Origin of the sequence: Candidatus Ishikawaella capsulata Mpkobe, assembly GCF_000828515.1 — a bacterium.
Taxonomy (GTDB): Bacteria; Pseudomonadota; Gammaproteobacteria; order Enterobacterales; family Enterobacteriaceae; genus Ishikawella; species Ishikawella capsulata.
Genome location: NZ_AP010872.1, coordinates 678079 through 699073 on the forward strand (window position 1 = coordinate 678079; position 20995 = coordinate 699073).

The window sequence follows — 20995 nt, forward strand, 5'->3', positions numbered from 1 at the left end:
TTCATGACTGAATTTATTTTTAAATGCAACAAGGGGTTTTTAGGTGACAACAATATTAAGTGTACGACGTAACACAGAGGTAGTTATTGGTGGTGATGGCCAAGCTACTATGGGTCATACTATAATTAAAGGCAATGTAAAAAAAGTGCGTCGTCTTTATGAAGATAAAGTGATAGCAGGATTTGCTGGTGGTACGGCAGATGCATTTACATTATTCAATCTATTTGAACGTAAGTTAGAGATGTATCAAGGTCATTTAGTTAAAGCAGCTGTAGAACTAGCAAAAGATTGGCGCACCGACCGTATACTACGTCGTTTAGAAGCTATGCTTGCAGTGGCTAATGAATGCGCTTCATTAATTATCAGTGGTAATGGAGATGTAATGCAACCAGAAAATGACTTAATAGCAATAGGTTCAGGAGGTCCTTTTGCTCAAGCTGCTGCACGTGGATTATTAGAAAATACTAAGCTAAACGCACGTGAAATAGTGCAAAAATCTTTAGATATCACAAGTGATATCTGCATTTACACCAATCATAACATTAATATCGAAGCATTATCTTACTAAGGCATAAGGATTCAATCATGTCTGAAATGACCCCTCGTGAAATTGTCAGTGAACTTAATCGCTTTATTATTGGGCAAGATCAAGCTAAACGTGCAGTAGCTATTGCCTTGCGCAATCGTTGGCGACGTATGCAACTTAATTGTGAATTGCGTCATGAAATTACTCCAAAAAACATTTTGATGATCGGTCCTACAGGAGTAGGTAAAACTGAAATAGCACGCAGATTAGCCAAATTAGCTAATGCACCTTTTATTAAGGTAGAAGCTACAAAATTTACTGAAGTGGGTTATGTAGGAAAAGAAGTGGACTCCATTATTCGCGATCTTACAGATACTGCTGTAAAAATGGTTCGTATACAATCAATTGAAAAAAACAAGACACGTGCTGCAGAGATGGCTGAGGAACGTATCCTTGATATACTTGTCCCCACAGCAAAAAAGAATTGGGGAAAATCAGAAACACCTCCTAATGAACCTGTAGCCACTAAACAAACGTTTAGAAAAAGACTACGAGAAGGTCAATTAGATGAAAAAGAAATAGAAGTTAATTTTTCGACAATGCCTACAAGCATAGAAATTATGGCACCACCAGGAATGGAAGAAATGATTAATCAATTACAATCTATGTTCCAAAATATAGGAATGCAAAAACAAAAAACACGTAAGCTTAAAATTAAAGATGCAATGAGATTATTAGTGGAAGAAGAAGCTGCAAAATTAATAAATTTAGAAGAAATAAAATATGCAGCTATTGATGCTGTTGAACAAAATGGTATAGTATTTATTGATGAAATAGATAAAATCTGTAGAGGAAATCAGATGACAGGAGCAGATGTTTCGCGTGAGGGAGTACAAAGAGATTTACTTCCTTTAGTGGAAGGTTGTACAGTATCAACTAAACATGGTATGGTAAAAACCGATCACATCCTTTTCATTACATCAGGTGCTTTTCAAGTATCAAGTCCATCTGATCTTGCACCGGAACTACAAGGCAGATTACCTATTAGAGTTGAACTACAAGCACTAACCGTAAACGATTTTGAACGTATTTTGACTGAACCTAAAGCATCTATCACTGTACAATATAAAGAATTAATGGCTACAGAAGGAGTAATCATTGAATTTACTACAGGAGGTATTCGTAAAATAGCTGAAGCTGCTTGGCAAGTGAACGAAAAAACAGAAAATATAGGAGCACGTCGTTTACATACAGTGCTCGAACATCTAATGGAAGAAGTATCTTATAATGCAAGTGATTTAAAAGGAAAGCATATCATCATCAATGAAGAATATGTTAGTAAGCATTTGGATGAATTAGTAGCTGATGAAGATCTTAGTCGTTTTATTTTATAAAAAATTACTAAGTAATGTAAAAATTAACCATTTTGGTGCTACCGGACCTATCGGTCCGGATAAATATCTTACTCGATCACATTGAAATACGTCGATAGGGACGATATTGGGGTATCCAAAAAATTTTGGATATTTCTTGTGCTAGTGATTCTTCTGATGTTACTAATGCGACACCAGATCGTTGAGCTTCCTTACCTACTTCTATAGCAATGATTTTGGATACATTTTGAATATCTTTAAGTACTGGTAACACTGATCCTTGGCCATCCTTTACTAAAGGAGAACATTTAGCTAATGTTCGACTAGCAATTATCAACATAGAATCTGTTATGCTGGTAGCACCAGAAGCAATTACTCCTAACCCAATTCCTGGAAAGATATAAGAATTATTACATTGAGCAATATTATATTCTCTACCATTCCAAATTACGGGCTGAAAAGGACTGCCAGTAGCAATTAAAGCGCCACCCTTAGTCCAGTGAATAATATCTAGAGGTAAGGCTTCCATACTAGAAGTTGGATTAGATAGTGGCATTATAATGGGATGTTTACAGTATTTATGCATTTCACTGATAATTTCTTTTGTAAAAAGTCCAGGTTGACCAGAAACACCTATTAAAATATCTGGTTTGACATTACTAATTACTTCTAGTAATGTAATTGAATTACGGTTTACCTTCCAGGCTGTTATATTTTTACTTTTTTGCGCTAACATTTTTTGAAATTTCAGTAAGTTTACTGATTTATCCGTTAATAAACCACAACGATCAACCATAAAAATTCTATTTCTGGCATCTTCTTCAGTTATTCCTTCAGATATCATCTGAGCAATAATTTGTTCCGCTATACCACATCCAGCAGAACCTGCACCTAAAAATACTATTTTTTGCTGACATAAACGTTTACCAGCTGCAGCACTAGCAGCTATTAGTGTCCCAGAAGTAACCGCAGCAGTACCCTGAATGTCATCGTTAAAGCAACATATTTGATTACGATATTCTTCAAGTATGGGCATAGCATTTATTTGAGAAAAATCTTCGAATTGTAAAAGCACTTTAGGCCAACGTTTTTTTACTGCTTGTATAAATTTATCAATAAATTTTTTATATTCTTCACCAGTAACACGTTGATGACGCCAGCCCATATATAATGGATCATTTAATAAATAATGATTGTTGGTACCAACATCTAATACTATTGCTAATGTATGAGCTGGGTTTATACCACCACACGCCGTATATAGTGATAATTTGCCAATGGGAATACCCATACCACCTATACCTTGATCACCTAAACTGAGAATACGTTCCCCATCTGTTACTACGATTACTTTTACATCTTGTCGACGAACATTACCTAATATAACATCTATCATGTCACGATTAGGATAAGAAATAAATATCCCCCGCGCACGGCGATATATCTCAGAGAACTGTTCACAGGCTATGCCAACTGTTGGTGTATAAATAATAGGCATCATTTCTTCTAGGTGATTTTTTACTAAATGATAAAACAAAGTCTCATTAGTATCTTGAATATTACGCAGATAAATATATTTATCATTATTAGTTTTAAAACTTTTGAACTGGCGCCAAGCACGTGTTGATTGTTCCTCAATAGTTTCTATTGCTTCAGGTAGTAAACCAGTAAGATTAAATTCTTGTCGTTCTCTATTAGAAAAAGCGCTACCTTTATTTAATAATGGAAATCCTAGCAGAACATCACCAGTATAAGGTATATATAGGGGATCTTTATTCTCATAATCGAATAGCATGCAGTTTTCTCCAACTGATATATGTATAATAATAACTATAATCTTTATTAAAGACAGAATGTTAATTATCAGGACATATTTTAAATAAAGTATATTTATATTATTTTATATTTATGATAAATTGATTTTTACAACATAAAAAATGTTAAATCATAACTAGAATAAATAGTATGGAAATGATACATATAAATTTATGTTATTGGTATAGCTATATTTAATGTTTCTTAATTATTGCCTTCATATTCTTCTTGAGATGCTTGTAATAACATATTAATTTTACTCATTTCTATACGTTTATAAAGATACCTAAATGGTATAATTTTATGATTAAGCAATGGTTTATGAATTGTATTCCATCTTAATTCAGTATTTAAAAAACACTCCACTTTTTTGCTTAAGCATGGTACTATCGGTTTTAACCAAGTGATAATTATTCTAAATAAATGAATACCCATTGAACAAACAGCATGCAAACGAGTAGAACTCTGTTCTTGTTTATAGATTCTCCAAGGTGCTTGTTCATCTATATAACGGTTGGCAATATCAGTTAAATTCATAATATTTCTTACTGCTAGATGATATTCCCTATTTTCTAAATATTTTCCAATACCTTCTGAAGAATCAATAAAATAATTATAAATATCAGCATCAGCCATACTTGCTGATAATTTACATCTAAAGTATTTTTCGATAAAACTCGCACTGCGAGAAGCCAAATTAACAATTTTATTAACAATATCGCTGTTTATACGATAAACCAAATCTTCTAAATTTAAATTTATATCATCAATACGAGATGAGAGTTTAGTCGCATAATAATAACGTAAACTATCCGAATCGAAATACTTTAACCAAGTACTAGCTTTAATAAAAGTACCACGAGACTTTGACATTTTTGTACCATTAACATTAACATAACCATGTACAAATAAGTTATCCGGTTTACGAAAATTACTTCCGTGTAGTATTGCTGGCCAAAATAATCCATGAAAGTATATTATATCTTTGCCAATAAAATGATATAGTTCAGTATCTGAATCTTTTTTCCAGAATTCCTCAAAATCAATTGTTTGATTCTTATTGCACATATTCTTAAAAGCACTTATGTAACCTATTGGGGCATCTAACCAAACATAAAAATATTTACCTATAGTATTTGGAATTTCAAAACCAAAATATGGAGCATCACGCGATATATCCCATTCTTGTAATTTCGAATCGAACCATTCTTGTATCTTATTTGCTACTTCTTCTTGTAGAATACCAGATCTAATCCATTGATATAGCATATCAGCAAAATAAGGTAAATCAAAAAAGAAATGTTCTGAACAGCGTATTTCTGGCGTTACATTTGACATCACTGACTTTGGTTCTATTAAATCTATTTGATTATATATTGCGCCACATACTTCACAATTATCACCATATTGATTGGTAGATTTACATTTTGGACACTTACCTTTTACAAAACGATCTGGTAGAAATATACCCTTCACAGAATCGTAAAGTTGCGAAATAATACGAGTCTTAATAAAACCATGTTTTTTTAAACGATTGTATATAAGCTCTGAAAAATATCGATTTTCCTTACTGTGAGTAGAATAGTAATTATCATAGCTAATATGAAAATTAGCAAAATCTCTCTGATGTTCCTTATTCATATCAATTATCATTTTTTCAGGTGAGATATTTAACTCTTGTGCTTTTAGCATAATTGGAGTACCATGAGCATCATCAGCACAAATAAAATATACTTCATGGCCTCGCATCTTATGATAACGTACCCAAATATCTGCCTGAATATGTTCAAGTAGGTGCCCTATATGAATAGAACCATTTGCATATGGTAAAGCACATGTCACCATTATTTTTCTTAGTTGATTCATGTTATATAATTTTTAGTTATTAAATATCTAATCGACAAATTAAATCTATTAATTGTCCTATCTTGTTGTACAGCACTATTGCTTTTTTAAAAAAGCATATGATATAATCAGTGGTGTGAATTATTCTCTATATTGCTTAAAGCATTCATGAGCATCCATCTAAAATATGTTAATAAAACATTTCATAAATAATTGTACGGAGATAATATAGTGTCTATCATCAATACAAAGATTAAACCTTTTTATAATATGGCTTTTAAAAGCAATGAATTTATTTCGATCAGTGAAAAAGATATAATAGGTAAGTGGAGTATTTTTTTTTTCTATCCGGCAGATTTTACCTTTGTGTGTCCAACGGAATTAGCAGATTTAGCAGATAATTATGAAGAGTTTAAAAAATTAAATGTAGATATTTATGCAGTTTCTACGGACACTCATTTTTCTCATAAAGCTTGGCATAATACTTCAGAGATGATTAGTAGAGTTCAATACGCTATGATCGGTGATCCAACTGGTACATTAACTCGTAACTTTAATGTAATGCGTGAAATAGATGGATTAGCTGAACGTGGCACTTTTATATTAGACCCATATGGATTTATTCAAACTATAGAAATAACAGCTGAAGGCATTGGAAGAGATGCTTCTGATTTATTACGTAAATTAAAAGCAGCTCAATATATTCATAAGCATCCAGGAGAAGTATGTCCAGCTAAGTGGAAATCAGGGCATGCTACCTTAGTACCATCATTGGATTTAGTTGGTAAAATATAATTAATATACTGTAAATAATATTTTACTCATTCTCTCGATAATCACATTGGCTCCTCTGACTGGGGTCGAACCAGTGACATACGGATTAACAGTCCGCCGTTCTACCAACTGAACTACAGAGGAGTAAATATTAGTATTTATATAATACCGACTTATGAGTAATTTGTCAAAGTTATTTTTTCAGATAATTATCTAGACAAATTACTTTAAGGTAATCAGATTTTATTTATAATTATAATATTAAATTAATAGCACTTGAACGATTAGCTGCTAATTGCATTAAAACATCTTGTTCTTTAAAAGTATACGATATGATATCTTGGTAAGAAAAATATTCTATTGCACCAATAGGCCCAGGTAATAATCGAATTATTCCGCTTAATGAAAGTTCGTAACTATTGCAAATAGCCAGTAAGGTTTATCTTTATATTGATGAGGTTATATTAAAATCCTATGAATGTTTGGATTAACTACATGTTCTAAACATTGACGTTATAATGTTAAAAATACCGCATTATCTGCACTCGCAGGATAGTAAACGATATAATTATCCTGCTTTTGGCCCAGTTCCAGAAAGACCTTCCAGACCAAAACGTTAAACCTCTATTCTCCAACACTATTACGAGTCACATAAATATTTCCTATATTGGTTTTATTATTTACTTGTATAATAGTTAGTTTCATTTATACGACTATGTATATCCAGCTGAGTTTATCTCATTCATTAATTTTTGCAATTTTGCAAATGAAAATATTAAAATATGTAAAACTGGAAAAATATTTCTTTATCTAAATCACTCACTTCGCTTATTTCAATTATGGTAGGTAGTACCACTACCTATTCATTCCTTACTATCTGGCAAATTATCATGTAGGGGTTGATAAACTTTAAAACATTTTTTAAGCATTATTTGAATGTGATCTTCTATATTGCTTTTTGCTGAAATATCAATTACTAGACCTATATCTACAACACTAAGATATTCTGGGTTACCTCTACAGTATTCTAACAAAGCTCCTATTAACATTTTTCTTGTATACATAATCGTAGCGCTGAACAACACACACTATCAAATCTGAAGTAAGAATATATACCACTTGTTCAGTAAAGTAAGTGCTGATTAATCTAAAATCATAGCATTCAAACCTTCGGTTTCAGCAATTAGTGGTATTGGATATCCTTGTGCATCCAGACGATTAGCTAGATTGTGGTATTTTGCTTTAAGCAGTTTTTGCTGCAAAAAATCTCTACTTTAAGTTGCCAATAGTTGATATATTCTCGATAGATTACAGAATATTTCTATTAAAGATAGATAAAAATATAGGTAGTACGCAATGGTATTATTAGTATTACTTAAATATCAAGATTGCTTATTATAAAATCATCTGGTACTTGGCTTCGTTAGTAAGTTATGCGTGGGCTAGCCAATTATACATATACTGGAAACGTATGACCTGGAGGGTATTTACTGGAACATTTCCTATTTTAATTTGGAAACAATATTAGTTATTAAATATCTATAAAATAATTACAATATTTTTATTATATATTGTTGCGTAAGCATTATGAATAAATAGGATAGTCTTCCACCATCAGATATGATATAAAAAATATGGTAATTAAATAAGATACTCACTCAGTTCAACTTGGTATTGAATTGGTTATAAAACAGTAAATTTTACTAATATAATATTCTAAATTAGATTTAATCAGCATAAATATTGCTATGTTACTGAATTATATAATCATGGTGGTGAGGATGGGATTCGAACCCATGATACGTCACCATATACACGCTTTCCAGGCGTGTTCCTTAAACCACTCGGACACCTCACCTATATCTTATTCTTCACGAGAACAACTACTACATAGTAGTTGATATAAATAATTACTATAAGATATTATTAATCATAAAGTTGGAAATAGCTATTTTTATTTACATCTACATGTTTTTTACTACATTAATACCCAGTGTATCCAGACCCTTGGTCAAGGTTTTTACAGTGAGTGCAGCAATCTTTAATCTGCTTTGACGTATACTATTATCTTCAGCAGATAAAATAGGACATTTTTCATAAAAAAGCGAAAAAAGTTCAGCTAATTCATATAGATAATTACACATAATATGTGGAGTACCATCTTTTCCTACTTGAACTAAAATTTCTTCAAATTGAATAAGACGAGTGACTAAACTTATTTCATATTTAGTATCAAGAAAGACTTTTCCTGTAATATTATCTATTTCAATTTTTGCTTTTCGAAATAACGAAAATATACGCGTACATGCATATTGTAAGTAAGGGGCTGTATTTCCTTCAAAAGAAATCATATTGTCCCAATTAAAACGATAATCAGTTGTGCGATTTTTACAGAGTTCAGCATATTTTATTGCACTAATTCCTAATATTTCCGCTAATTTTTTTAATTTTTTTTCTGTCATGTTAATATTTTTTTTTCTAAGCAAGATTAATGCTCGTTCATAGGCTTCGTCAAGCAAATCAGATAATCTGATTGTACTACCACTACGAGTTTTAAAGGGACGTCCATCTTTACTTAAAACCATACCTATAGAGTGATGCTCTAAAGAAACATTTTCTGGAACATAACCAGCTTTTCGGACAATATCCCATGTTTGCATAAAATGTTGATGTTGACGTGAATCTACATAGTATAAAATACGATCTGCTTTGAATTTTTCGTATCTATATTTAGCACATGCTATATCCGTTGTTGTATAAAGATAGGCACCATCTTGTTTTTGAATAATAACTCCCATTTGCTGGCCTTCTTTATTTTTTACATCTTCCAGTAAAACAATAACAGCACCTGCATGTTTTGTAGCTATCCCTTTCTGTATTAAATCGGAAATAATATCAGGTAACATATCTTGGTATAGACTTTCTCCCATGATATTTTTAGATGTTAAACTTACATTAAGTCGATCATAAATTTTTTGATTTTGTTGCATAGTAATATATATCATTTTTTTCCATATACATATGCAATCTGCATCTCCTTTTTGTAAGAGCACAACATAATTGCGTGCACTTTTGGCAAATTTTTCATCTTTATCATAAAAATCTTTTGCGCAACGGTACAAGTATTCTAAATTTTCTAAAGAAAAATTTTCAAAATATTGAATTTTATTATGTTTAATATAAGCTATTAACATCCCAAATTGGGTGCCCCAATCTCCTACATGATTGACCCGAATAACATTATGACCTAGAAAAGATAAAGTACGTGAGACAGCATCTCCAATTAAAGTAGAACGTAAGTGACCAACATGCATTTGTTTAGCTATATTAGGAGAAGAATAATCTATTACGATAGTTTGATGATGTGTAGAGTCAATACCTAAATATGGTTTTTTAAGAGCATAATATATTTGCTGAACCAACCAAGTAGGCTTGAGAAAAATGTTAATGAAACCTGGATGGGCGATTTCTACTTTCTTGGCTATATAATTAAGATTAAGATTAGTAACTACTTCTCTTGCTAATTGATAAGGTGCTTTTTTCAGCTTTTTTGCTATTGCAATAATACCGTTAAATTGATAATCACCAAATTTTGGATTATTACAATAATTTACTTCTGATATATAATCAGTTTTTATACCAGTTAAAAACATTGCTTTCTGAATTTCTTGGGAAAGAACATATTTAATATTCAATTAACTACCTGTATGTGATATAATATATACGAATTTTGTATATGATCAGTAACATATTTTTATAAATACTAATGAGTAAAGACTTAGTTTTACTTAATTTAAACTTATAATAATTAATTTTTATTTAAAGTGTATTAGCTATAAATACCGCTCTAATCTGTGTGAGCTAACCTTTTACCTTTTTAATAAGTGTGCTAATCAAGCTAGTACTACGTTGTTAGAACAGTTAACCATTGTTATATTAACAACACCATATTTTTCTAATCAATTTTTAAGCGTAGTGCAGAAATAAGGTGCGTTTTTTCCAATAATAACGCCATTCAGAATTAATACTGTGAAGTAAAAATGATTCTTTAAGCTAAGCTATTAATAATTACTGGTAAAAAGTTTACACTTTTCTGCTATAAATTAAAGTATTTATGAAACTTTATATTGTGTTATCTCTGTAATAGTTTAAGTCAACTATGCAGGCGACTCATTGCAATATGAGCATATATTTTAGAAATTAATGATTTAAATGCAATAAGGGAATCGAAATTCAGACATTGAAACCACAGTTCTATATTGGAAAAACCTGTGGCTCTTAAATGGGATTTATTGGTTTATATGCTGTTAGTTAACATAACATTTAAAAAATTTTTGCTTTTTAATGAATCTATAAATCACTATCACCATTAGCACGTTTAAAATACTAATGCATATCAATAATTTTATGAAAAACTAATACACCACCCTTACTTAAACCATGCCAAATTTTACGTACTAATCTTAAGCGTTTTTTTCTCTCTAAAAACTGTCAGGTAAAATTTAATACAACCAAGTAAGTATTATTAATAGAAATATAATTATTTGGTTTAACAAATTGCTTGCTAATATGCCTAGCATAGAAATCATATTAGACGAACGTTTTACTATATAGGGAAATACAGCTACTTATTCATTAAATACCCAAACTCCTCACTTAGTTATAATGTATAACGGTGAAACATAGTAATATACTATATATAAATAATCATCTTCTTACAAAGAAGGAAGTTAATATTTTTATAGATTTAACTAATAAGTTAATAATGTATATAAATTAGTAATTGATAATAAGGATAGTACATGCGAACAGAATTTTGTGGAAATATATTTACATCTATGATAAATCAGGAGGTGACTCTTTGTGGATGGGTGAATAGTCATCGTAATCTAGGTAAATTAATATTTATTGATCTGCGTGATATAGAAGGTATTGTACAAGTATGTTTTGATTCTAATTGTACAGATTTATTTGCCCTCGCTGGGGAACTGCGTAATGAATTTTGTGTTCAAATTAAGGGAATTGTAAGAGCTAGAGAAGAAAAAAATAAAAATTTAAGCATGAGGACAGGTGAGATAGAAATCTGTGCTACGAATTTAATTATTTTCAATTCTGCGGAACCTCTACCTATTGATATTAAACAAAAAAACTCTGAAGAAACTCGTCTTAAATATCGTTATCTTGATTTACGTTGTCCTGATATGATACAACGTTTAAAGCAACGAGCAAAAATTACTAGTTTTATTCGTAATTTTATGGATCAACAAGGTTTTTTAGATATTGAAACACCTATATTAAACAAAGCAACTCCCGAAGGAGCTAGAGATTATTTAGTTCCTAGTAGGATCCATAAAAAAAAATTTTATGCTTTACCTCAATCTCCTCAATTATTTAAACAGTTACTTATGATCTCTGGTTTTGATAAATACTATCAAATTGTAAAATGTTTTCGTGATGAAGATTTACGAGCAGATCGTCAACCGGAATTTACTCAAATTGATGTAGAAACATCTTTTATGACAGCTAAACAGTTACGAGAAATAATGGAAAATTTGATTCGTGACCTGTGGATCAATATAAAAGGAATAGATCCTGGTAGTTTTTCGGAGATTACGTTTAAAGATGCTATGTGTCGGTATGGTTCTGACCAACCAGATTTACGAAATCCTCTAGAATTAGTTGATATAAAAGATTTACTAAATACAGTAGAATCTAAATTTTTATTAAACAATATAAACTATTCACAAGCCAGAGTAGCTGTTTTAAAAATTCCCAATGGAGCTAAGATCAGTAGAAAACAAATAGATACATATACAAAATTTGTAGCAAATTATGGACTAAAACGTTTATTTTGGATGAAAATTAACCTAAACTCGCATGGAATAAATAACATCAACGGGTCGCTAGTTAAAAATTTAGATGTTAATACGGTACAATATATTATAAATAGAACTAAAGCCCAGAATGGAGATATTATTTTTTTAAGTGCTAATGTAGAAAAAATAGTCACAGAGGCATTAGGTGCACTTCGTATCAAGATAGGGAATGACTTGAATATAACTAATAAAAATATTTATGCTCTAACTTGGATTATTGATTTTCCCTTGTTTGAACAGAATAGTGCAGGAATAATAACTACTATGCACCATCCTTTTACATCACCTTGTAATATTTTAGTAGAAGATTTAATTAAATCTCCTTTATCTGTCATTGCTAATGCTTACGATATGGTAATTAATGGATATGAAGTAGGTGGTGGCTCAGTAAGAATTAATAATACAAAAATGCAGAAAACCATTTTCGATGTTTTAGGTATGACTGAATTAGAACAAAAAGAAAAATTTGGTTTTTTTTTAGATGCATTAAAATTTGGCACTCCTCCACATGCCGGTTTTGCATTTGGTCTGGATCGTATAACCATGTTATTAACAGATACTAATAATATTCGTGATGTTATTGCTTTTCCTAAAAGTACCAATGCATCATGTTTAATGACTAATTCGCCAGATTTCATTGATGCTGCAATATTAAATGATTTATCTATCAAAAATATTTAAATATAATAAAAGTATTATTTATTAATAATCTAATATAAACATATTATAATTATATGACAATAATTCTTGGAATTGATCCTGGTTTAAGAATAACTGGTTATGGTGTTATCTGTAAATACCACGACCAATTAAGCTATCTTAACAGCGGGAATATTCGCACTGACACAGCAGCAGATTTATCTGTTCGTCTCCAACTGATTTATAAAGGTATTACAGACATTATCAAGCGATATTCTCCAGATTCTGTGGCTATAGAGCAGATTTTTATAGCTAAGAATTTCAATTCAGCTATGAAATTAAGCCATGCTCGTGGAGCCGCATTATCTGCAATAGCAAATTTAGGATTACCAGTATTTGAGTATGCCGCACGTAAAGTAAAACATACAGTTGTAGGAGTGGGTAATGCAGATAAAAGACAAGTACAATATATGGTATGTACTCTTATGAATCTCCAAATAAAAATACCCCAAGATGCGGCTGATGCATTAGCTATTGCTATTACTCACTGTTATTGTAATATGAAAAATTCATAAAATATGATGAATAGATTAAATCTTGTATCATTATGACAAAAGTTTAATATGTTTATTGTTTAGGTTTCATGTACCAACGACGAATTGATCTAATAATAAAAATACCTATTATTACACCTAATATATATATCAAATACTTAAAGGATTTATTGTTATGAATTAATTCACCAGCAGAATATCCTATTGCAGAAAAAAAACATCCCCACAAGATGCCTCCAATAATATTAAATTTTAAAAAATGAATAGGATTTAGCTTGGTAGCTCCTATAATGATAGGACCTAGAAGACGCAATCCATACATGAATCTCGCACCAATTATAAATAAACTAGGATATTTATCTATGAAATTATGTATCTTTCTTAATCTATTTTGAAATTTTTTAAATCTATTAAAAAAATTGGTACCATAATTGTATCCTATCCAAAATAGGAATTGATCCCCTATACAAGCGCCTAATATTGCAGTAGAAAGTACACCACTCAAAGAAAGTATTTTTTCATGTGCAGCCATACCACCAATAATAGTAAATGTTTCTCCTTCAGCAGTACAGCCTATAAGCAAAGCAATATAACCATATTGTTTGATTAATTGGTGAATATGAATATCCCAATGCAAAATATAGTTTCCTTAAAGTACTAGTGATTAGTTAAGATTATATATTATATTTAAATATATTATTTATCTTTATATGATATATATTAACAATAAACATTGCTATTTATAATCTCTGTCAAATGGAAATGAATTACTTTCCTTAAGCAATATTTAATGAGAATTAATAAAAATACAATAACCAACCAGCATTAAACTACTCATACCACTAACAGATAAAATAAAACATAGGCATATTATGATCTTTTTGTATTTCATTTAATATGTTTCCTTTATGAACAAGTTTAATTATATTCTGGAACATACAGAATCATACTCACAGTAATAGTAATATTATAAGTATATATCTACATATTATTTATCTTTATTAGGTAGTTATTTAAATAAGATAAATGTTAATATTTTATATATAAAATATATCTGCTATTCTTTATCTTCATCTAAGTTTTCGTATTCTCCTTCAATAGTATGACCTTTTTTGGTATTTGACTGCCCTTTATCATCAAAGTCGAAAGTGAAATAACGCACTAATTTTAATACAAAATATTCGTGGATCAATGGAAGGAGTATTATTACTCCAAGTACATTAGTAAAAAATCCTGGTAATATAAACCAAATAATTGCAGATATTAATGAAAGCTTTTTGATAATTTCAGTATAAGATATGTTATTGCTTTCAACAAATTTATATTGTTTTCTAAAGTTATATTTTAAGAATGATATTCCTATAAAAAAAGTATAAATAGTTAATATTATAGCAAATATCATACCTAATATCAGCAATATATGCATAAACCAGAAAAATTCAAGACCTAATATCAAAGGTAAAAATATCAAAAATAACCAAAACACTACATACTCCTATTTTCAGAATAATAAGTAATATTTAATATATTAAGTATTATATAAAGATCATAAAACAAGAAAGATAAAATATCTAGTATACTCAAATTAGTATTATTTAGTTTAATTCAATAGTGAGTTATTTACTATAATGCTCTATGATAAATTATATATCAATAATAAAACAAATTTAATACAATAAAGTCAACTATTAAGTTATAAGGTAATCATGATAAATAATATTCGCATTGAAGAAGATTTGTTAGGCATGAGAGAAGTGCCTATAAATGCTTATTTTGGCATCCATACTCTACGAGCCAAAGAAAATTTTTCCATTAGTAAAAATAAGATAAATGATATTCCAGAATTTATCCATGGTATGGTAATGGTAAAAAAAGCGGCAGCATTAGCCAATAAAGAACTTAAAACGATTCCTGAGAATATCGCTAATGCTATTATCTGTGCTTGTGATGAAATACTAAATAAGGGCAAATATATGGATCAGTTTCCTATAGATGTCTATCAAGGAGGAGCAGGTACTTCATTAAATATGAATATCAATGAGGTAATAGCTAACATTGGTTTAGAAATCATGGGACATAAAAAAGGAGAATATCATTTTCTCAATCCTAATGATCATGTAAATAAATGTCAATCTACTAATGATGCTTATCCTACTGGGTTCAGGATTGCAACTTATAATTGTATTCTAAAATTAGTAGAGGCAATAAAGCAATTAGCTCTAGGATTTCAAAATAAATCACAGCAATTTAGTAATATTTTAAAGATGGGAAGAACTCAATTGCAGGATGCGGTTCCCATGACCTTGGGTCAAGAATTTCATGCTTTCAATGTGTTATTAAATGAAGAAATTAAAAATATCATACGTACTGCAAATCTTTTACTAGAAGTAAATTTAGGTGCTACAGCAATTGGAACACGTTTAAATACACCGGAAGGATACCAACAATTAGTTATTAAAAAACTTGTTGAAGTTAGTAATCTTTCAATTACTCCAGCAGAGGATCTTATTGAAGCTACATCTGATTGTGGTGCGTATGTTATGTTGCATTCTGCATTAAAAAGACTTGCTGTTAAATTATCAAAAATTTGTAATGATCTAAGATTGCTTTCTTCAGGACCGCGTGCAGGTTTCAATGAGATTAATTTACCTGAATTACAGGCAGGCTCGTCAATTATGCCTGCAAAAGTAAACCCAGTCATACCTGAAGTTGTTAATCAAGTTTGTTTTAGAGTTATTGGTAATGATATTACAGTTACTATAGCAGCTGAAGCAGGTCAACTACAATTAAATGTCATGGAACCTGTAATTAGTCAAGTTTTGTTTGAATCAATTAGTATTCTAACTAATTCTAGTTATAACTTATTAGCAAAATGTATAAAAGGAATAACTGCTAATAAAAAAATTTGTGAAGATTATGTTTTTAATTCAATTGGTATTGTAACATATCTTAATCCTTATATTGGTCATCATAATGGAGATATTGTAGGTAAATTATGCGCTGAAACTGGAAAAAGTGTAAAAGAAGTAGTATTGGAACGTGGCTTACTTACTGAAGAGGAACTAAATAAAATTTTTTCTGTCCAAAATTTAATGCATCCTGGATATAATGCACAATGTTATATTGATAATAAATAGGTATTTATTTTTACAAAAATACATTTGTATATAGTAGAATGGTATTAATACCACTCCATTATTTATATATTACTATAAAAATGCTAACTGACGTGTATAATATAAGTTTTAGTAAGAAGCAAAATAACTTTTTATATTTAAGTTACATGCATTTACACATGGTATTATTCTATATACATAATAACAATATTAATTAGTATAGCCATATACCATTACTGTTGGATAAAATGCAACAGCATTTTAAACCATTGTCTTCTTCTGCAGTATTTGGGATAACAACTTATTATTTCCTATTTGATATAAAATATAGGAAATATTTATAAAATCGTATCTAAGATAGACTAGAAAAAATAAATATTCAATTTTTAAATAAAAAACTGAATTTATAATTTTATTTAACCTAATATATACTATATTTAGTATGATTGATAATGAAATGATCACAAATAGGATTATATTGTTATGTATTATATACGTTTTTCTAGCTTAGAAAAGCCTATTCAAAATATCATTGAAATGTCAATATAATACTAAGTTAATAGTAATTAAAAAGTTATTAGTTATTTCATGTAAATAATATATCCATAAAATGGCCTATTTAACTAAGGAAATATATTTGATGGAAGTTCAATCTGCGATTATAGTATGGTGTACTGTTCCTGATCAAGCAACCGCAGAAATGTTAGCCAAAGAAACTCTTAAAGAAAAAATTACAACTTGTGTTACAATATTACCTCATGTAAAGTCTATTTATTTGTGGGAAAACAATATAGTAACATCTGATGAGTTGCAAATGTTATTCAAAGGCAATGCATGTCATCAACAAGAACTTTTTAAATTAATAAAAAAGTTGCATCCATATAAATTACCAGAAATATTTTCTATATTAATAGATAGTGGAGAAGCTAAATATTTAACATGGTTATATTAATTAGTTTTATCGAAGATAACTATCTTAAATACATTAGGAATTTAGACAATTTTTTTAGATATATTATTTATAATAAATTTTATATAAAAATTATTGACCATTTAAGTGCATTAAGGCATAATTAATATTCTGCCCGGATAGCTCAGTTGGTAGAGCAAGGGACTGAAAATCCTTGTGTCGGCGGTTCAATTCCGCCTTCGGGCATCATCAGATATAAATATTATTCTTTTGCTGTTATAACTAAAAGCTCTTCTAGTAAATCATGCTCATGTAATAATTTCTCCATTGTTTCGCTTGAAATTTTTTTAGTAGCACGTAAATGATAAATCTCTGCTCGTTCTGCCCATAATGCTGTTAATCTAAACCGACGTTCAATATCTTCAGTAAATAATACCTTTTCTATATCCTCGTGATCTTTTGTAGTACGACTACGTAAATCACTTATAACACGCGTACTAATCTCGTTCAGTAATTCAATATCGATATTTTGTTCTGTATCTTTCTCTAAGCGAGATGTCATCTTCTCTAAACTTTCAATAGCCACTTCGGCAATTATTGAACGTGCTATTTGTAATTCACGTTTGTTTTCATATTTATCTGTATTTTTTATATTATAATGTAGCAATATCGGAAGTATTACTGCGCAACTAAAAATTGATAAGATGATTACTCCAGTAGCAATACCAATTAATTCATAACGAGAAGTAAAAGGAATATTGTTAATGAAAATAGGAATAGAAAGTACTCCAGCTAATGTTATAGTACCGCGTACACCGGAAAAAGAAGTTATTAAAATTTCATTTAATGAATAATTAGCAAAAGATAATGTATTTTTTGGCAAAATATATAAACTAATTATTTTCATCATCCATAGCCAAACAAAGCGAATAAATATCAAACCAATATTGACTATAAAAATATCGACCACTAGCATCCATAAATCAAGATTAGTATCTACACGAGCTTTTGCAATTGTCAGGTTAAAGATATATGGCAGTTGAAGTCCTAACATGATAAAGATGATACCATTAAAAATAAATTCCAAAGCCTGCCAAATACCATTAGCTTTCAAACGCATAGTCAAAGGAGCCTGCCTAATAATGCCTGAATGAGTTATAGTCATACCTGAAGCTACAGAAGATAATATGCCAGAAACTCCTATATATTCAGCTATTAAATATGAGAAAAAAGGTAATAATAATACTAATATAATTTGAGTAGTAGGATCATTTCCACTCCATTTGCTGAATAGGCGTAAACAACGACTATATATCATACAGATGGTTATTCCTGAGATTAAGCCTCCTATTGACAATAACAACATATCCGCGCCAGCTCGTGTCCATTCAAATAATAACTTACCGAATGCCATAGATAATATAATTTTAAGTGAAACTAAGCTAGCAGCATCATTCATCAGAGCTTCGCCCTGTAGAATAAACATTATTTTTTTAGGCATTTTTCTTCCTTCCCCAACTATTCCAGACAATGCAATCGCATCGGTAGGAGCGAGTACTGCTGCTAAAGCAAAAGCTGGTAATAGGGAAATACCAGGTATTAATAAATAAATTAAATACCCCATGCTAATTACTGTAAATAATACCAAGAATAAGGCTAAGGAAATTATTTCTAAACCTTGAGCAAAAAAATCACTCGGGAGTATTTTCGAACCATCAGCAAATAAAAGGGGAGGAATAAATAAAACGAAAAATAAATCCGGATCAAAGGTAACATGTAATTTTACCATTTTTAACGAAGCCAACAGGGCGCCAGTAATAATTTGCACTAATGGCACAGGAACATAAAAAGGTAATATTTGATAAATCACACTTGAAAGCGATACAATGAATATCATTATCAATGCGATAAAAAATATTTGCATTGTTTCCTTGAAACATCTTACTTATATTGTTATAATATTCAACAAATTACAGTAAGATCATTTAATAAAATTATTAATGATACCTATATATCTTATCGATAATAATTATTAATTATGTATCGATTATTTATATATAGAGGTGAATCTACATAACAATATGTAGATATATTATATATTCAACTAAATGTTATAATAGTCAATTATATTTTAAAAAAATATTAATTGTGATCATTTTATTAATGATAGTTACTATTATAAGTAAAGTACTTAATTGATTTGTTATATACAATGTATTTAAAATGATATTTCATGTTGATTATATTTTAAAAAAATATTAATTGTGATCATTTTATTAATGATAGTTACTATTATAAGTAAAGTACTTAATTGATTTGTTATATACAATGTATTTAAAATGATATTTCATGTTGATTATATTTTAAAAAAATATTAATTGTGATCATTTTATTAATGATAGTTACTATTATAAGTAAAGTACTTAATTGATTTGTTATATACAATGTATTTAAAATGATATTTCATGTTGATTATATTTTAAAAAAATATTAATTGTGATCATTTTATTAATGATAGTTACTATTATAAGTAAAGTACTTAATTGATTTGTTATATACAATGTATTTAAAATGATATTTCATGTTGATTATATTTTAAAAAAATATTAATTGTGATCATTTTATTAATGATAGTTACTATCATAAGTAAAGTACTTAATTGATTTGTTATATACAATGTATTTAAAATGATATTTCATGTTGATTATATTTTAAAAAAATATTAATTGTGATCATTTTATTAATGATAGTTACTATTATAAGTAAAGTACTTAATTGATTTGTTATATACAATGTATTTAAAATGATATTTCATGTTGATTATATTTTAAAAAAATATTAATTGTGATCATTTTATTAATGATAGTTACTATTATAAGTAAAGTACTTAATTGATTTGTTATATACAATGTATTTAAAATGATATTTCATGTTGATTATATTTTAAAAAAATATTAATTGTGATCATTTTATTAATGATAGTTACTATCATAAGTAAAGTACTTAATTGATTTGTTATATACAATGTATTTAAAATGATATTTCATGTTGATTATATTTTAAAAAAATATTAATTGTGATCATTTTATTAATGATAGTTACTATTATAAGTAAAGTACTTAATTGATTTGTTATATACAATGTATTTAAAATGATATTTCATGTTGATTATATTTTAAAAAAATATTAATTGTGATCATTTTATTAATGATAGTTACTATTATAAGTAAAGTACTTAATTGATTTGTTATATACAATGTATTTAAAATGATATTTCATGTTGATTATATTTTAAAAAAATATTAATTGTGATCATTTTATTAATGATAGTTACTATCATAAGTAAAGTACTTAATTGATTTGTTATATACAATGTATTTAAAATGATATTTCATGTTGATTATATTTTAAAAAAATATTAATTGTGATCATTTTATTAATGATAGTTACTATTATAAGTAAAGTACTTAATTGATTTGTTATATACAATGTATTTAAAATGATATTTCATGTTGATTATATAACCAAATATGCATAATAACATATAAATGCATATTTGGTCTTATC

At 28.8% G+C, this 20995-nt stretch carries 12 protein-coding genes, 3 tRNA genes and 2 pseudogenes; 8 read left to right on the forward strand and 9 right to left on the reverse strand.

Features of this window, described 5'->3' with window-relative positions:
* Nucleotides 1–43: 43 nt before the first annotated feature.
* Both hslV and hslU read left to right on the forward strand, forming a co-directional pair.
* Nucleotides 44–568, forward strand: a complete 525-nt coding sequence (gene hslV / locus ICMP_RS02975; protein ID WP_041069840.1) for an ATP-dependent protease subunit HslV — start codon at nt 44–46, stop codon at nt 566–568.
* A gap of 17 nt (nt 569–585) precedes the next feature.
* Entirely contained in the window at nt 586–1920 is a 1335-nt protein-coding gene (gene hslU / locus ICMP_RS02980; protein ID WP_041069842.1) for an HslU--HslV peptidase ATPase subunit, read from the forward strand.
* 76 nt (nt 1921–1996) lie between these two features.
* Here the strand turns inward: hslU and ICMP_RS02985 are convergent, their stop codons facing one another.
* Nucleotides 1997–3694 carry an NAD-dependent malic enzyme gene (locus ICMP_RS02985; RefSeq protein WP_041069844.1) on the reverse strand — a complete coding sequence of 566 codons (1698 nt, stop codon included), beginning with the start codon at nt 3692–3694 and terminating at the stop codon, nt 1997–1999.
* Nucleotides 3695–3936: 242 nt separating this feature from the next.
* Nucleotides 3937–5580: pseudogene (gene metG, locus ICMP_RS02990) on the reverse strand (methionine--tRNA ligase); the annotation flags it as partial.
* A 210-nt stretch (nt 5581–5790) separates the two neighbouring features.
* On the opposite strand from metG, the gene ahpC reads away from it, so the two are divergent.
* Nucleotides 5791–6354 carry an alkyl hydroperoxide reductase subunit C gene (ahpC, locus tag ICMP_RS02995; protein ID WP_041069846.1) on the forward strand — a complete coding sequence of 188 codons (564 nt, stop codon included), beginning with the start codon at nt 5791–5793 and terminating at the stop codon, nt 6352–6354.
* A 47-nt stretch (nt 6355–6401) separates the two neighbouring features.
* On the opposite strand, the gene ICMP_RS03000 is transcribed toward ahpC, so the two are convergent.
* The 4 genes from ICMP_RS03000 to argS form a co-directional block, all read right to left on the reverse strand.
* Nucleotides 6402–6477, reverse strand: a tRNA-Asn gene (locus ICMP_RS03000).
* A 719-nt stretch (nt 6478–7196) separates the two neighbouring features.
* Nucleotides 7197–7397 carry a hypothetical protein gene (locus ICMP_RS03005; protein ID WP_158386975.1) on the reverse strand — a complete coding sequence of 67 codons (201 nt, stop codon included), beginning with the start codon at nt 7395–7397 and terminating at the stop codon, nt 7197–7199.
* Nucleotides 7398–8103: 706 nt separating this feature from the next.
* Nucleotides 8104–8191 (reverse strand) — tRNA-Ser (locus ICMP_RS03010).
* Between the two features lie 106 nt (nt 8192–8297).
* Nucleotides 8298–10028: an arginine--tRNA ligase gene (gene argS / locus ICMP_RS03015; RefSeq protein ID WP_041069850.1), complete on the reverse strand. Its 1731-nt coding sequence runs from the start codon at nt 10026–10028 to the stop codon at nt 8298–8300.
* Between the two features lie 1107 nt (nt 10029–11135).
* Here argS and aspS point away from each other — a divergent pair.
* On the forward strand, nt 11136–12890 hold the full coding sequence (gene aspS / locus ICMP_RS03020; protein ID WP_041069852.1) for an aspartate--tRNA ligase: 1755 nt from the start codon (nt 11136–11138) through the stop codon (nt 12888–12890).
* Nucleotides 12891–12943: 53 nt separating this feature from the next.
* Nucleotides 12944–13402 (forward strand): annotated as a pseudogene (gene ruvC / locus ICMP_RS03025) (crossover junction endodeoxyribonuclease RuvC); the annotation flags it as partial.
* Between the two features lie 73 nt (nt 13403–13475).
* On the opposite strand, the gene ICMP_RS03030 reads toward ruvC, so the two are convergent.
* Together ICMP_RS03030 and ICMP_RS03035 are read right to left on the reverse strand one after the other, a co-directional pair.
* The gene (locus ICMP_RS03030) at nt 13476–14039 is read right to left on the reverse strand and encodes a DedA family protein (protein WP_041069854.1); all 564 of its coding nucleotides are present in this window, start codon (nt 14037–14039) and stop codon (nt 13476–13478) included.
* Between the two features lie 420 nt (nt 14040–14459).
* Nucleotides 14460–14888, reverse strand: coding sequence for an FxsA family protein (locus ICMP_RS03035; RefSeq protein WP_041069856.1), 429 nt, complete (start codon nt 14886–14888; stop codon nt 14460–14462).
* 220 nt (nt 14889–15108) lie between these two features.
* On the opposite strand from ICMP_RS03035, the gene aspA reads away from it, so the two are divergent.
* The 3 genes from aspA to ICMP_RS03050 all read left to right on the forward strand — a co-directional run bounded on the left by aspA (nt 15109) and on the right by ICMP_RS03050 (nt 17674).
* Entirely contained in the window at nt 15109–16539 is a 1431-nt protein-coding gene (gene aspA / locus ICMP_RS03040; RefSeq protein WP_041069858.1) for an aspartate ammonia-lyase, read from the forward strand.
* A 619-nt stretch (nt 16540–17158) separates the two neighbouring features.
* Nucleotides 17159–17470, forward strand: coding sequence for a divalent-cation tolerance protein CutA (gene cutA / locus ICMP_RS03045; RefSeq protein ID WP_041069860.1), 312 nt, complete (start codon nt 17159–17161; stop codon nt 17468–17470).
* A gap of 131 nt (nt 17471–17601) precedes the next feature.
* A tRNA-Phe gene (locus tag ICMP_RS03050) sits at nt 17602–17674 on the forward strand.
* A 16-nt stretch (nt 17675–17690) separates the two neighbouring features.
* Here ICMP_RS03050 and ICMP_RS03055 read toward each other — a convergent pair.
* Nucleotides 17691–19352, reverse strand: a complete 1662-nt coding sequence (locus tag ICMP_RS03055; protein ID WP_041069862.1) for a Na+/H+ antiporter — start codon at nt 19350–19352, stop codon at nt 17691–17693.
* Nucleotides 19353–20995: the final 1643 nt, after the last annotated feature.